Annotated in this window: 13 protein-coding genes; 2 read left to right on the forward strand and 11 right to left on the reverse strand. The window is 73.2% G+C overall.

Features of this window, described 5'->3' with window-relative positions; all coding sequences use genetic code 11:
- Nucleotide 1 precedes the first annotated feature (1 nt).
- The 9 genes from XF36_RS35530 to XF36_RS09210 form a co-directional block, all read right to left on the reverse strand.
- On the reverse strand, nt 2-814 hold the full coding sequence (locus XF36_RS35530) for a hypothetical protein (protein ID WP_414706236.1): 813 nt from the start codon (nt 812-814) through the stop codon (nt 2-4).
- Complete coding sequence (locus tag XF36_RS33205; protein ID WP_060711656.1) at nt 742-1,125, reverse strand: hypothetical protein; 384 nt, start codon at nt 1,123-1,125, stop codon at nt 742-744. Before XF36_RS33205 ends, XF36_RS35530 begins: the two co-directional genes overlap by 73 nt.
- A complete protein-coding gene (locus XF36_RS09180) occupies nt 1,118-1,504 on the reverse strand; it encodes a VOC family protein (protein ID WP_060711657.1) in 387 nt (128 codons plus the stop codon). Before XF36_RS09180 ends, XF36_RS33205 begins: the two co-directional genes overlap by 8 nt.
- A 126-nt stretch (nt 1,505-1,630) precedes the next feature.
- Nucleotides 1,631-2,941 carry an ABC transporter substrate-binding protein gene (locus tag XF36_RS09185; RefSeq protein WP_060711658.1) on the reverse strand — a complete coding sequence of 437 codons (1,311 nt, stop codon included), beginning with the start codon at nt 2,939-2,941 and terminating at the stop codon, nt 1,631-1,633.
- On the reverse strand, nt 2,938-3,765 hold the full coding sequence (locus XF36_RS09190) for a carbohydrate ABC transporter permease (RefSeq protein ID WP_060711659.1): 828 nt from the start codon (nt 3,763-3,765) through the stop codon (nt 2,938-2,940). Before XF36_RS09190 ends, XF36_RS09185 begins: the two co-directional genes overlap by 4 nt.
- Entirely contained in the window at nt 3,762-4,637 is an 876-nt protein-coding gene (locus XF36_RS09195; RefSeq protein WP_060711660.1) for a carbohydrate ABC transporter permease, read from the reverse strand. The genes XF36_RS09190 and XF36_RS09195 overlap by 4 nt, the downstream gene beginning before the upstream one ends.
- Entirely contained in the window at nt 4,634-6,028 is a 1,395-nt protein-coding gene (locus XF36_RS09200; protein ID WP_060711661.1) for a glutamate decarboxylase, read from the reverse strand. The genes XF36_RS09195 and XF36_RS09200 overlap by 4 nt, the downstream gene beginning before the upstream one ends.
- Nucleotides 6,029-6,093: 65 nt before the next feature.
- Nucleotides 6,094-7,479 (reverse strand): acyl-CoA synthetase, encoded by a 1,386-nt coding sequence (locus tag XF36_RS09205; RefSeq protein ID WP_202968497.1) that lies wholly within the window; start codon nt 7,477-7,479, stop codon nt 6,094-6,096.
- A gap of 13 nt (nt 7,480-7,492) precedes the next feature.
- Entirely contained in the window at nt 7,493-8,782 is a 1,290-nt protein-coding gene (locus tag XF36_RS09210; protein ID WP_060711663.1) for an SLC13 family permease, read from the reverse strand.
- 118 nt (nt 8,783-8,900) lie between these two features.
- On the opposite strand from XF36_RS09210, the gene XF36_RS09215 reads away from it, so the two are divergent.
- A complete protein-coding gene (locus XF36_RS09215; protein WP_060711664.1) occupies nt 8,901-9,650 on the forward strand; it encodes an IclR family transcriptional regulator in 750 nt (249 codons plus the stop codon).
- 89 nt (nt 9,651-9,739) lie between these two features.
- Here the strand turns inward: XF36_RS09215 and XF36_RS09220 are convergent, their stop codons facing one another.
- Complete coding sequence (locus XF36_RS09220; RefSeq protein WP_060711665.1) at nt 9,740-12,547, reverse strand: aconitate hydratase; 2,808 nt, start codon at nt 12,545-12,547, stop codon at nt 9,740-9,742.
- Between the two features lie 349 nt (nt 12,548-12,896).
- Between XF36_RS09220 and XF36_RS34975 the strand changes: the two genes are divergently transcribed.
- Nucleotides 12,897-14,276, forward strand: a complete 1,380-nt coding sequence (locus XF36_RS34975) for an NlpC/P60 family protein (protein WP_060711666.1) — start codon at nt 12,897-12,899, stop codon at nt 14,274-14,276.
- Here XF36_RS34975 and XF36_RS09230 read toward each other — a convergent pair.
- The gene (locus tag XF36_RS09230; protein WP_060711667.1) at nt 14,260-15,126 is read right to left on the reverse strand and encodes a LysR family transcriptional regulator; all 867 of its coding nucleotides are present in this window, start codon (nt 15,124-15,126) and stop codon (nt 14,260-14,262) included. The two genes, XF36_RS34975 and XF36_RS09230, sit on opposite strands and share 17 nt — an antisense overlap.
- Nucleotides 15,127-15,131: the final 5 nt, after the last annotated feature.

A 15,131-nucleotide genomic window follows, 5' to 3' on the forward strand; every position in this document is an offset into this window, starting at 1 on the left:
CCTACCTGGCGCCGCTGCTGGCCGAGGCGGGCGGCCCACCGGCGGTGCCCGTCGGGCTGCTGCTGTTCGGGTCCGGCGCCGCCGCAGGGGTGGGCATCGCGGGCAGGTTCGCCGACACCCGCGCCCGCCCGCTGCTGCTCGGCGCGGGCGGCGCGCTGCCGGTGGCCTGGACCGCGCTCGCGCTCGTTGCCACGCACCCGGTGGCGGTGCTCGCCCTGGTCGGGCTGCTGGGCGCGCTGGGTTTCGCGGTCGGGTCGACGCTCATCGCCCGGGCGCTGACGGCCGCCCGCGAGGCACCGACCCTCGGCGGCGCCGTCGCCACCGCGTCGCTGAACGCCGGAGCGACCCTCGGCCCGCTGCTGGGTGGCGCGGCATTCGCGGTGGCCGGGCCGATCGGTCCGATATGGACGGCCGCGGCACTGGCCCTGCTGGCCGCGCCGCTGCTGGTGCTCACAACGACTCCCACTCCAGCTCCGGGCCGGGCGGCCACGGCCGCTCCCACCCGCCCAGGCGCAGCACCGCGTCGAGCACCTCGGCGGTGAACCCCCACACCACGTCCTCGCCCACCCGGAAACCGGGCCCCGCCACCGGCCCGGAGCCGGAACCGGTGCGCCGGGTCGGCGAGCACCACCAGCGGCACCTGCAGCACCGCCTCGGTCTCGGCCGGGTCGACCGCGTGCAGCCGGGTCGGCGTCCGCCAGTGCCCGAGTACCGCGGTCACGTGGAACCCGGTCAGCAGGATCAGGCGCGGCAGCGTCGCGACGACGTCCACACCGAACGGGTCCAGCCCGGTCTCCTCGGTCGCCTCCCGCAGCGCGGTGGCCGCGGGATCGGTGTCGCCCGGGTCCGCGCGGCCCCGGGGAAGGAGATCTCGCCGGAGTGGTGGCGCAGCCGTCGGGCCCGCCGCTGGAGCACGACCTCCGGGCCGTCGGGGCCCTGCCCGAGCAGCACCAGCACGGCCGACTGCCGTGGTCCGACGTGGTCGGCGGGCAGGTCGTTCGTGCTGATGTCCCGCGGCCCGGCGTGCTCCAGCCCGCGCAGCAACGGCACCATCCAGTCCGGGGCACGGCCGGGATCGGGCCGGACGGCGCCGAGCCAGCGCCGCGCCGCGGCGACATCACACATACGGTTGGGTGATCATCTCGAGGAAGTGACCGGCCGGGTCGAGGAAGTACACCCCGCGCCCGCCGTGCCCGTGGTTGATCTCGCCGGGGCGGGTGCGCTGCGGGTCGGCCCAGTGCTCGGCGCCCGCCTCGACGAGCCGGGCGTACGCGCGGTCGAACAGCGCGTCGTCGACGAGGAACGCGTAGTGCTGGGGCTGGATCTGCGGGTAGACGTCGGTGGGCAGGTCGGCGAACTGGACGAGGACGCCGCCGTCGAGGGCGATGTTGGTGAACGGCCCCCAGGATGGTACCTGCGCCGCCTCCAGGACGTGCCGGTAGAACGCCGCGGAGGCCACCCGGTCCCGGGCGGCGACGATCATGTGGTTGAACGTGCAGGTCATGCGGGTCTCCTGACGACAGTGGGGACCACGCGAACGACCTACGGAAGGAGCTGCGCCCGCGGGCCCGTGCGGGACTGGCGAGAACTCCTTCCGGCTGGGCCCATCGGGGGCGCACCGGACACACTATCAGCGCAGCGCGGCGATGCCGATGTCCTGCGCCTGCCGCAGCCCCGCGGCGACGGGCAGCCGCCCGGCGAACAGGTCGTCGCGCGTGGGCTCCATCGCCGTCGTCGCCGCGCCCACCTTCGGGCCCGACGGTGCCGGGGTCGTCGGGCCGTCCGCGACGAACTCCCGGGTGTCGACGCCGCGGCGCGCCCAGTAGTCGAACCAGCCCCGCTGTGCCGCGGTCACCGCGGGCAGCCCTGCGCCGCTGTCGCCGACCGGGGCGGCACCCTGCGGCGATCCCAGCCAGCGCAGCACCCGCAGGATCTCCGGCCGCCGCGGGCTGTCGGCGTTGCCGGCGGCCACGATGCTCGACACCACGCTGACCCGGTCGCGCGGGCCCTCGACCATCGGCGCGATCCCCCAGTCGAAGGTCGCGCCCTCGGCGATGTTGGCGAGGTTGTAGGTGCCGCTCTGGAACAGTGCGATCCGGCCCCGCAGGAACTGGTCGCGGCTGAAGTCCGGGTTCTGGTTCGTGTCGGCCGCGGACGGCGCCACCTGCTCGGTGTTGATCATGTTCACCAGGTAGCCGAATGCCTGCTCACCCGCGGGCGTGGCGAGGTCGAAGGTCTCGTCGGGGGCCTGCAACCGGCCGCCCGCGGAGGCGAGGAAGTTCACGTAGATCGCCTGCAGGTCCCGGGCCGCGTTGAAGCCGTACCGGCGCACCGTGCGCGGGTCGAACCCGGGCTGGTCCGCGGTCCGTCCGGCGGCGTCGGCGGTCAGCCTCCGCGCGGCCGGGAGCAGGGTGTCGCGTGCCGGGTCGGCCGGATCCCACCGCAGCGTCGTCGGGTCGACCCCGGCCGCGCGGACCAGATCCTTGTTGTAGAACAGCGCGATCCGGCCGTCGGCCACCACCGGGACACCCCACAGGGTGCCGCCGCGGGTGTACTGGTCCGCGGCGGCCGGCACCCAGCCGGCGCGTTGGTCGGCCAGCGCCGACCCGACGTCGATCAGCCTCCCGGCGTCGGCGAGCGCCCCGAAGTTGGACGAGTTGACCCAGTAGATGTCGGTCGCGGTACCAGATGCCACGTCGAGGGGCAGCGAGGTGAAGTAGTCCTTGAACGGGACCTGCACCAGCTCGACCCGGATGTCGGGGTTGGCCGCGGAGAACGTGTCGAACGAGCGCCGGTAGGCCGCCGCGACCTGGGTGTCCCACAACCGCAGCGTCACCGTGGTGACGCCGTCGGCATCGTCGTCGAACCGCGCCGCGGGGGAGCAGGCCGTCAGCACCAGCGCCGCGACCAGCACCAGCGCGGCGCCCAGGCGGCGCCTCACCGGAACCCCGTGATCGTGATCGAGCGGACGACGCTGCGCTGGAACACCAGGAACAGCGCGATCAGCGGGACGATCGCGACCGTGGTCGCCGCCATCACGATCGGCCAGTTCCCGTTGTACTGGGTCTGCAGCCCGGCGGTCGCCACCGTCATCACCTGCCAGGTCCGGCCGGAGGTGATGACCAGCGGCCACAGGAAGTTGTTCCAGTGCGTCACCACGGTGATCACCGCCAGCGTCGTGAGGATCGGCCGGCTCACCGGCACGACGACGTGCCGCAGGATCCCGACCGTCCCGGCGCCGTCGAGCCGGGCGGCGTCGATCAGGTCCTGCGGGATGGTCCGGAAGTGCTCGCGCAGCAGGAAGATCGCGAACGGCGACCCGAGGACGTAGGGCAGCACCAGCGCCCAGAAGGTGTTCCGCAGCCCCACCTCGGTCATCATCAGGTACAGCGGGATCACCGTCACCGCCTGCGGCACCATCAGCGTCCCCAGGTACACCCAGAACAGCGCGTCGCGGCCCGGGAACTCCAGGCGGGCGAACGCGTACGCCGCGAGCACCGAGAACAGCAGCTGCCCCACCAGGACGACGACCACCACCTGCGCGGTCACCGCGATCGGGGTCACGAAGTCGTAGTCGCGGCCGAACAGGTTCACGATGTTCTCCACCGTCGGCGGGGCCGGCGGCGACAGCACCGGCGTTGCCGCGAACTGCCGGGTCGTCTTCAGCGCGGTCATCACGCTCAGCACGAACGGCGCCAGCGTCACCACCGCGCCCACCAGCAGCGCGACCAGCACGGCCGCGTCGACGCCCCTGCCGCGCCTCACGTGTCCAGCTCGTAGGTCGTGCGACGGCTGAACCACCGCTGCTGGGCCACGGTCACCACCACCAGGATCACGAACAACACCACCGCCATCACCGCGGCCTGCCCGACCGCGCGGTTCTCGAACGCCTCGTAGTAGATCCGTCCCGCGACGACGTCGGTGACACCCTGCGGTCCGCCGTTCGGCGTGAGCGCGTACACCGAGTCGAACACCTGGAAGCTGGAGATCACGCCGGTGACCAGCACGAAGAACAGCGTCGGACGCAGCAGCGGCAGCCGGATCCGCCACAGCAGCTGCCACGCCGAGGCCCCGTCGAGCCGGGCCGCCTCGACGATCGTGTCCGGGATGGCGCGCAGCCCGGCCAGGAAGAACAGGGCGACGTAGCCGACCTGGGTCCAGGCGGTCACCGCCGCGACCGACGGCAGCGCCAGCGCAGGGTCGGCCAGCCACTCGACGCGGATCCCCAGCAGCGCGTTGAGCGCACCGTCGGTGGGGGACAGGATCCACCGCCACACCACGCCCAGCGCCAGCGGCGCGCAGATCCACGGCAGCACGAAGATCGCCCGGAACACCGTCGTCCCCGGCAGCCCGCGGTCCAGCAGCAGCGCCGCCGCCAGACCGAGGGCGGTCTGCACCGGGATGACGATGAGCACGAAGAACGCCGTCACCAGCAGGGACCGGGTGAACCGGCCGTCGGTGGCGACGGCGACGACGTTGTCCAGCCCGACGAACGTCCGCGGCCCGACCAGGTCCCACCGGAACAGCGCCAGCCCCACCACGATCAGCACCGGGACCAGCAGGAAAAGCACCACACCCAGCAGGCTGGGCGCCAGCAGCAGGTACGCGGTGCGGGTGTCCCGCCGGGACCGGCTCACGTCCCGTGGGCGAAGCCCGCGGCCTCGCTCCCGCGGACGGGACCGGCCTGCCGGCGCAGCCGCTCCAGCAGCCGCGCCAGGTCGTCGAGCAGCAGCGCGGCCAGGTCGTGGCTGAACCCGTTGCGCACCACGATCCGCAGCGCCGCCAGGTCCTCCCGGTTCTGCGGGAACGTGTACGCCGGGACCAGCCATCCCGTCTCGCGCAGACCCGCCGACACGTCGAACACCGAGAACGGTTCGCCGTCGGCGACGGTGAACGCGAACACGGGCAGCTGCGAGCCGTCGGTGAGCAGCCGGAACGCGCCCGTGTCGGCCATCCGCGCGGCCAGCCCGGTGGCGATCTCCCGGCAGGTGTCCTGCACCCGCGCGTAGCCCTCGCGGCCGAGCCGCAGGAAGTTGTAGTACTGGGCGATGACCTGCCCGCCGGGGCGGGAGAAGTTCAGCGCGAAGGTCGGCATGTCCCCGCCCAGGTAGTTCACCCGGAACACCAGGTCCTCGGGCAGCGCGTCGGTGTCGCGCCACACCGCCCATCCGACGCCCGGATGCACCAGGCCGTACTTGTGGCCGGAGGTGTTGATCGACGCCACCCGGGGCAGCCGGAAGTCCCACTCCAGGGCCGGGTCGCAGAACGGCGCGATCATCGCCCCCGACGCGCCGTCGACGTGCACCGGGACGTCCAGCCCGGTGCGGGACTGCAGGTCGTCGAGCGCGGCGCAGATCTCGGCGACGGGCTCGTAGCTGCCGTCGAAGGTGGACCCCAGGATCGCGACGACGCCGATGGTGCTGTCGTCGCACAGCGCGACGGCCTCGTCGGCGCCCAGGTGCAGTCGGTCGCCCTCCATCGGGACCAGCCGCGGCTCCACGTCCCAGTAGTTCGCGAACTTGTCCCAGCAGATCTGGACGTTCACGCCCATCACGATGTTCGGCCGGTCCGTCGGGAGGCCGGCGGCCCTGCGCCGGTGCTGCCAGCGCCGCTTGAGCGCCAGCCCGCCGAGCATGCACGCCTCCGACGAGCCCGTCGTCGAGCAGCCGACGGCCCGCCCCGGGTCGGGGGCGTGCCACAGGTCCGCGAGCATCCGCACGCACCGCTGCTCCAGGTCCGCGGTCCGCGGGTACTCGTCCTTGTCGATCATGTTCTTGTCGAAGGACTCGGCCATCAGCCGCTCGGCCTGGGGCTCCGCCCACGTCGTGACGAACGTGGCCAGGTTCAGCCGGGCGTTGCCGTCGAGCATCAGCTCGTCGTGCACGACCTGGTAGGCGATCTCGGGGTGCAGGCCCGAGTCGGGCATCCGGAACCGGGGGATGTCCACCGGCTCGGCCGCGTAGACGGGGTTGACCGAGATCCCGCGGTCGTCCCCGCGGTCCTCCGAGGGGGAGTGCGCGCCGGGCATGGTCAGCAACCTAGGCCCGGCCGGCCGGGAGCGCCCGCGGACGCGCCCGATCCGGGGATCCGGGGTCAGGCGCCGAGCAGCTTCTTCTGGACCTTGCCCATCGCGTTGCGCGGCAGGGCGTCGACGAACACGACCTCGCGGGGACGCTTGTGCCAGGACAGCTGCCCGGCGACGTGGTCGATCAGCGCCTGCCCGTCACGCGAGTCGCCGACGACGTAGGCGACGATCTTCTGGCCGAGGTCGGGGTCGGGGGCGCCGACCACGGCCACCTCGGCGACGCCCGGGTGGTCGAGCAGCACGGCCTCGATCTCGCCGGAGCCGATCCGGTAGCCGCCCGACTTGATCAGGTCGGTGGACTCGCGGCCGACGATGCGGTGGAACCCGCCCGGGTCGCGGACGGCGAGGTCCCCGGTGCGGAACCAGCCCTCGCCCGCCCAGCACTCGTCGTTCGCGTCGGGCCGGTTCAGGTAGCCGTCGAACAGCATGGGGCCGCGGACCTCGAGCCGGCCGACGGTCTCGCCGTCGTCGGGGACGGTGGCGGGGGCGTCGTCGGAGGCGGGCAGCAGCCGGGTCTGGGCACCCGGGACGGGGAGGCCGACCCATCCGGCGCGACGCTCCCCGGAGGCGTGCGCGGACAGGGTGATCATGGTCTCGGTCATGCCGTAGCGCTCCACCGGCGCCTGCCCGGTCAGGCCGGCGAGCCGGTCGAACAGCGAGGCGGGCAGCGGGGCGCTGCCGGAGACGAGGAGCCGGGCCCGGCCCAGGGCGCGGGCGGCCTCGGGCTCGTCGACGATCCGGTTCCAGACCGTGGGGACGCCGAAGTACATCGAGGCGTCGACCGCGGCGTAGCGGGCGGGCTGCGGCTTCACCGTGTGCACCACCCGCGACCCGAGGCGCAGTGAACCGAGCACCCCCAGGATGAGGCCGTGCACGTGGAACAGGGGCAGACCGTGGGCGACGGTGTCCTCGGGGGTCCAGTCCCACACCTCGAACAGGGCGTCCAGCCCGGCGGCGATCGCGGCCCCGGACAGCTGCGCGCCCTTGGGGCGGCCGGTGGTGCCGGAGGTGTAGAGCAGCATCGCGGTGGCGGCCCGGTCGACCGGGCGCGGGGTGAGCGGTCGTGCGCCGGGGACGACGACCGGCAGGTCGACGCCGTCGGGTCGCGGTCCCGCCCAGGCGGTGGCGCCGGAGTCGGTCAGGATGTGCCCACGCTCGGCCGGCCCCGAGTCCGGGGGGACCGGCACGACCGGCACCCCGGCCATGATCGCGCCGGTGATCGCGACGACGGTGTCGATCGAGGCGGTGGCGTGCACCGCGACCGGGCCGTCGTCGGGGATCCCGGCGGCGACGCGTCCGGCCCGGTCGACGAGCTCGGAGCGGGAGAGCACGTCGTCGCCGACGGTGACGGCCCGCGCCAGGTCCCGCGGCTCGGTCAGGGAGGTGAGGAACACGAGGATCTCCTTCTCACGCGGCCATGGCCGGCAGTACGAGGGCGCCGACCAAGGCCAGCGGGCCGATCACGACCATGGACAGGCCCCAGCGGGTCAGCAGCGCGGTCATGCGGGGGCGTTCCTGCTCGTCGACGGTGGTGGCGACCAGCGTCGCACCCACCGTCGAGAAGGGCGACACGTCCACGATGGACGAGCAGACCCCGAGCGCGCAGATCAGCGCCCAGCCGGGGAGCCCGCCCTGCTGCACGAGCGGGATCGCCAGCGGCACCAGCGCGGCGAGGATGCCCGTGGTCGAGGCGAACGCCGACACCAGCCCGCACACCGCGCAGATCACCAGCGCGGCGAGCAGCGGGACGGTGAGGCTCGCGGCGAGGTCGCCCAGCAGGTCGACCGAGCCGATCTCCTGGAGCACGCCCACGTAGGTGATGATGCCGCCGACCAGCAGCACGGTGGACCAGTCGATCTCCTTCAGGGCACCGCGGCCGCTGTCCGGGTCGATCAGGGTCAGCACCGCGCCGAAGACGAAGGCGAGCACTCCGACGTCGGGCTCGGCGTCGAGCAGCGCCAGCACGACGATCGCCGCGACCAGGCCGAGCATCGCGACGACGGTGATCCGGTGCGTCGCGGTGAACGGCTCGCGCGCCGGCGGCTCGGTTTCTCCGGGCTCCTGGGGCCGGCCGCCGCCGGCGGCGACCGGGACCCGGCTGCGGGCGGAGAACATCAGGTAGGACGCGGCCAGCAGCACCAGGTTCGCGACGATCGCGACCGCGAACAGGGTCAGCGGGTCGAGCGCGATGCCCGCCGCCGACGCCGTGCCCCAGGTGACGATCCCGAACAGCGACGTCGGTGCGAACCCGCCCGCCGACAGCCCGGTCCCGATGGCCAGCGCCATCAGCATCGGGTCGATCCCGCGCCGGTGGGCCACGCTCATCCCGATCGGTGCCATGACCAGACCGCCCAGTGGCGAGCCCATCGCCGACACCACGCCGGTGAGCACGAAGAACGTCAGCGGCAGCGCCCCGGTCCGGTCACCGACCCCGATCAGGGCCCGGTCGACGAGCCGGCCGATGGTGCCGTTGGCCTTCGCGATCCCGAAGAAGAACGTCACCCCGACCAGCAGGACGAGGATGTCGACGGGGAAGCCCGCGACGACGTCGTCGAGCGGCAGGCCCGCGACGAGCACGCCCATGCCTGCGGCGGCCGCGAACATGACGACCCCGATGTGGGACCGGCGGACCTCGGCGATCACGAAGACCGCCGCGAACACCACCAGCGTGACGACCTGCACCGTCTGCACCGCCATGCCTACCCCCGTTGGTACGCGCTTGTCGTATCGGTCCATCAGATGGCACAGTGGTTCGTAGAGTGGACCGTCTGGGGCGGACACTAGGTCGCCCGAACGGGGGAGGTCAACACCGCTCATGGCTCCGACCACCAGCGTCGTCTCCGCGGTCCGCGTCCTGGAGGCGGTGGGGGAGCGTCAGCCCGTCGGGCTGTCCGACCTCGCCCGCACCGTCGCGCTGCCGAAGTCCACCGTGCAGCGGATCCTGCACACCCTCGCCGAGGTCGGCTGGTGCGTCAGCGACGACACCGCCCGCTGGCGGCTCACCTACCGCGCGTTCGCGGTCGGCAACCAGGCCCGCGACGCCGGTGGCCTGCGCGCGGTGGCGCTCCCGGTCCTGCACGAGCTGCAGCTCACGACGGGGGAGACCGTGCACCTGGCGGCCCCGGACGGTCGCGAGCTGGTCCTGCTCGAACGGCTGGACACCGCGCACCGGCTGCGCGCGTTCCTGCCGCTGGGTCACCGCATCCCGCTGCACGCCTCGGCCACCGGGCAGGCCTACCTCGCCGCGTGCAGTCCGGCGGAGGTCGAGGCCTACATCGCCGGTCCGCTGGAGGCGTCCACCCGGCACACCGTCGTCGACCCCGACCGGCTGCGGACCCGGATCGCGGAGGTCCGCGAGCGCGGATGGTCGGTCAACCCCGAGGGCCTCTCCGACGGAATCGCCGCGGTCGGCGCCCCCCTCCTCGGTCCCGACGGGCGACCGGTCGGGGCGCTGTCGGTGTCCGGTCCGACGGTGCGGATGGCCGAGGACGTCTTCGACGACCACGGCCGCGCCGCCGCGGACGCCGCCCGGCGCATCTCCCGCGACCTGGGGGCCCGTCCGTAGGGACGGGCCCCGAACGGCCCCGCAGCACCGACGGAGCCCGCCCCCTCGGCGAGGGGACGGGCTCCGTGTGGTGGTGGGTACTGCGCGCGTCAGCTCTTCAGCATGCCCCGCAGGACGTACTGCAGGATGCCGCCGTTGCGGTAGTAGTCCGCCTCACCGGGGGTGTCGATGCGGACCTTCGCGTCGAACTCGACGGTCTCGCCGGACTCGTTGGTCGCGGTCACGTGCACCGACTTCGGGGTCTTCCCGTCGTTCAGCTCGGTGATGCCCGCGATGTCGAAGGTCTCGGTGCCGTCGAGCCCGAGGCTCTTCGCCGACTCGCCCTCGGGGAACTGCAGCGGGATCACGCCCATGCCGATCAGGTTCGAGCGGTGGATCCGCTCGAAGGACTCGACGATGACGGCGCGCACGCCCAGCAGCGCGGTGCCCTTGGCCGCCCAGTCACGCGACGAGCCGGAGCCGTACTCCTTGCCGCCGAGGATGACCAGCGGGGTGCCGGCCGCGGCGTAGTTCTGCGCGGCGTCGTAGATGAACGCCTGCGGTCCGCCGTCCTGGGTGAAGTCGCGGGTGTAGCCGCCCGAGACGTCGTCGAGGAGCTGGTTGCGCAGCCGGATGTTCGCGAACGTGCCGCGGATCATCACCTCGTGGTTGCCGCGCCGCGAGCCGAAGGAGTTGTAGTCCTTCTTCTCCACGCCGTTCTCGTCCAGGTACTGCGCGGCCGGGGTGCCCGGCTTGATCGCACCGGCCGGCGAGATGTGGTCGGTGGTGACCGAGTCGCCGAGCAGCGCGAGCACGCGGGCGCCGGAGATGTCGGTGACCGGGTCCGGCTCGCCCTTCATGCCCTCGAAGTACGGGGGCTTGCGGACGTAGGTGGACTTCTGGTCCCACTCGAAGACCCGGCCCTCGGGAGTGGGCAGCGCGCGCCAGCGGTCGTCGCCGCGGAACACGTCGGAGTAGCTCCTGGTGAACATCTCCGAGGTGATCGAGGAGTCCACGACGTCGTTGATGTCCTCGGTCGAGGGCCAGATGTCGCGGAGGAAGACGTCGTTGCCCTCGGAGTCCTGCCCCAGGGGCTGGGTCTCGAAGTCGAAGTCCATCGTCCCGGCCAGCGCGTAGGCGATGACCAGCGGCGGGGACGCCAGGTAGTTCATCTTGACGTCGGGGTTGATCCGGCCCTCGAAGTTCCGGTTGCCCGAGAGCACCGAGACGACGGTGAGGTCGTTGTCGTTGACCGCGGCCGAGATCTCCTCCGGCAGCGGGCCGGAGTTGCCGATGCAGGTGGTGCAGCCGTAGCCGACCAGGTTGTAGCCCAGCTTGTCGAGGTAGGGCCAGAGACCGGCCTTCTCGTAGTAGTCGGTCACGACCTGGCTGCCCGGGGCCATCGAGGTCTTGACCCACGGCTTGGTGGTCAGGCCCTTCTCGACGGCGTTGCGCGCCAGCAGCGCGGCACCGAGCATGACGCTCGGGTTCGAGGTGTTGGTGCACGAGGTGATCGAGGCGATCACGACGGCGCCGTGGTCGAGCACGAACTCGCCACGCGTCTCGGACTTCACCGTGACCGGCTTGGACGGGCGGCCCTCGCAGCCGTCGGCCGCCGACATGATGATCGGCGCGGCATCGTCGTCGGCGAAGGAGAGCGCGGGGGCGTCGCTGGCCGGGAACGACTCGTTCGACGACTCGTCGACGCCGGCGAGCGGGCTCGGGGCCACGCCGTCGTCGGTGTAGTCGTGCACGGTCTTGCGGAACGCCGGCTTGGCGTCGGTCAGCTCGATGCGGTCCTGTGGGCGCTTCGGGCCGGCGATCGACGGGACGACCGTCGACAGGTCGAGCTCCAGGGTCTGGGAGTAGACCGGCTCGTGGTCCGGGTCGTGCCAGAGGCCCTGCTCCTTGGCGTAGGCCTCGACCAGCGCGATCTGCTCGGCGGACCGGCCGGTCAGCTTCAGGTAGCGGACGGTCTCCTCGTCGATCGGGAAGATCGCCGCGGTCGAGCCGAACTCCGGGCTCATGTTGCCGATGGTGGCGCGGTTGGCCAGCGGCACCGCGCCGACGCCGGCGCCGTAGAACTCGACGAACTTGCCGACGACGCCCTGGCGGCGCAGCATCTCGGTGATCGTCAGCACCACGTCGGTGGCGGTCACGCCGGTCGGGATCTCGCCGGTCAGCTTGAAGCCGAGCACCTGGGGGATGAGCATCGAGACCGGCTGGCCGAGCATCGCGGCCTCGGCCTCGATGCCGCCGACGCCCCAGCCCAGCACACCCAGGCCGTTGACCATCGTGGTGTGGGAGTCGGTGCCGACCAGGGTGTCGGGGTAGGCCTGTCCGTTGCGCGGCATGACCACGCGCGCCAGGTTCTCGATGTTGACCTGGTGCACGATGCCGGTGCCGGGCGGGACGACCTTGAACTCGTCGAAGGCGCCCTGGCCCCAGCGCAGGAACTGGTAGCGCTCCTTGTTGCGGCCGTACTCGAACTCGATGTTGCGCTCGAACGCGTCGGCGGTGCCGAAGAAGTCGATCATCACCGAGTGGTCGATGACCAGCTCGGCCGGTGCGAGCGGGTTCACCTTGGACGGGTCGCCGCCCATCTCGGTCACGGCCTCGCGCATGGTCGCCAGGTCGACGACGCAGGGCACGCCGGTGAAGTCCTGCATGATCACCCGGGCGGGGGTGAACTGGATCTCGGTGTCCGGGTCGGCCTGCGGGTCCCAGTTCGCCAGGGCGTTGATGTGGTCTGCCGTGACGTTCGCACCGTCCTCGGTGCGGAGCAGGTTCTCGAGCAGGACCTTCAGGCTGAACGGCAGGCGCTTCGAGCCCTCCACCGCGGAGAGCCGGAAGATCTCGTAACCGGTGCCCCCGACGTCGAGCTGTCCTCGGGCGCCGAAGCTGTCGGTGCTGGCCACTTGGTGGTCCTCCCGTGGTGGTGGGCGGTCGCTATGTCCGGTGCGGTGAGCCCGCCCCGCCCCGCCTCGCGGGGGAGGAGGTGCTCACCTGCGTCGTGTCGGAGTCTCGCGCACCGCCGTGTCGGCAGCAGCGCGGACCCTCGTGAGGTAAACAGTACGCCTGTCCTATAAGCCTGGCGAGCCGGGTGTGGCCGGAGGCGCGGAGCCGTCGGGGGCGTGAGGTCGCTCGTGTGATGGACGGGTCCGGTGTGTCGCACGGGATTCGGGTGACACGAGTGGCAGTGTTCCCACTCGAGTTCCCAGCCGAGTTCCCAGTCGATCCCGCCCCGCTCCCCGGAAGGACCTCCCCGTGACGCGCCAGCCGTCGGCGACCCTCGTCGTGGTGGCCGTGCTCGTGGCGGTCGCGCTGGCCTCGCCCGGGGTGGGCGCGGCCGCGACCGTCGTACCCACCGCTGCCGTGCCTGCTGCCGCGGTGCTCCCGGCGCAGCCTCCGCCCCCGCCGCCGCCCAACCCCGGCGACGACGAGCTGGAGCGCAGCCGCCAGTCGGTGCAGGACCGGGCGGCCGAGGTCGGCAGGCTCACCGCCCGCCTCGCCGAGCTCGACGCGCAGGCCGAGCGGCTGCAGATCGAGGTCGCGGGGCGCAACGAGGAGGCGCTCGCCGCCCGGGACACCGCCGACGCCGCCGGTCGCGAGGCCGAGACCGCCGCGGCCCGGGCCGCCGACGCCCGCGCCGCGACCGAGGCCGCGGGCCGCGCCGTCGACGACGCCCGGACCCGGATCGACGCCTTCGTCGGCGACGTCTACACCCACGGCCTCGACCTGGGCCCGCTCGGCCTGCTCTCCCGGGCGACCGACCCGCAGGACCTGATGGACCGGGCCCGGCTCACCGACGCGCTGAGCGAGGACCAGTCCGCCGTCCTGGAGCAGCTCCAGCAGGCCCGCATCGCCCAGGCCAACGCCGACTCCCTCGCCCGCGCGGCGCAGGAGGAGGCCGACCGGCGCCGCGCCGACGCCGAGCAGGCGTCCGCGGCGGCCGACGTCGCCGTCGACGAGGCCGTCGCGGCCGCCGACGCCCAGCAGACCCGGCTCGACGCGGTGCACGCCGAACGCGCCGACGTCCAGTCCCGGCTCGACGCCGCCGAGAACGCCGACGCCGGGCTGCGCGCCCAGCGCCAGCGCTACGAGGCGTGGCGGGCCGAGCAGGCCCGGCTCCAGGCCGAGGCCGACCGGCGGGCCCGGGAGGAGGCGGCGTCGCGGGTCGCGCAGGAGTCCGCGCCGTCCGAGGGTCCCGCGCCGCGGCGCACCGGGACGGCGGCGATCGAGACCGTGATCGACCGGGCGATGGCCCAGCTCGGCACGATCTACGCCTGGGGCGGCGGCAACACGCGCGGACCGACCCGCGGCATCCGGGACGGCGGCGTCGCCGACGCCCACGGCGACTTCCGCAAGGTCGGCTTCGACTGCTCCGGGCTGATGCAGTTCGCCTTCGCCGGGGTCGGCATCTACCTGCCCCGCTACAGCGGGAACCAGGCCAACGCCGGGCGCCTGGTGCCGATCTCGGACATGCGGCGCGGGGACATGCTGTCCTGGGCCGAGGGCGGTCGCACCCACCACATCGCCATCTACCTCGGCGACGGCAAGATGCTGGAGGCCCCGTACTCGGGTGCGACCGTGCGGGTCACCCCGGTCCGCTACGCCGGACTGAACAAGGTCACCCGGCTGCTCTGACGGCCGCGGCCTCCGCGGCGAGCTCGTCGAGCGCCAGCCGTACCGCGGGCCGGGTCACCGCACCGCGGGTCACGGCGCGCACGAGGCGGGCGGCCCGCACCCCGGCGAGCGGGCGCAGCGCGAGCCGGGCGCCGTGGCCGTGCGCGACGAGCTCCTCGGTGACCGAGAAGTCGTTGATCCGCTGCACCACCCGCGGCACGGTGCCGGTCACCAGGGACAGCGAACTCAGCACGTCGTCGACCGGCCAGCCGACGGCGACCGAGATCCAGTCGGCGGCGACGAGCTCGGGCAGGTGCACCTCGGCACGGTGGGCCAGCGGGTGGTCCGGGGGGAGTGCGACGTCGAGGGGCTCGCGCAGGAGCGGGTGCACGGTGAGCCGGCCGGTGCTGAACGGGTCGAGCCGTTCGTCGTGGTGGGTGACGACGACGTCGGCGTCGGCCGCCGCGGCCGGCACCTCCTCCGGGCGCAGGTCGAGGTCCCGGCAGGACGGCGCGAGCCCGGGATGGGCGGACGCCCGGTGCAGCAGCCCGGGCAGGAGCAGCCGGGCCGCGGACGGGAAGAACACCACCCGCACCGTCCCCAGCGGCTGCTCGCGCAGTCCCGCGGCGGTCTCCTCCAGCCGGCCCAGCGCGTCGAGCACCTCCTGCGCCCCGTCGACGACGGCCAGCCCGGCCGCGGTGAGCCGCAGACCACGCCCGTCCGGCGCGGTCGGCTCCAGCCCCGCCTCCCGCGACAAGGTCTTGAGCTGCTGGGACACCGCGGACGGGGTGAAGTTCAGTGCCGCGGCGACGGCGGTGACCGAGCCGCGGTCGGCGAGCTCGCGCAGGATCCGGAGCCGACGCACGTCCATGAAGG

The organism is Pseudonocardia sp. HH130629-09 (assembly GCF_001294645.1).
GTDB lineage: Bacteria > Actinomycetota > Actinomycetes > Mycobacteriales > Pseudonocardiaceae > Pseudonocardia.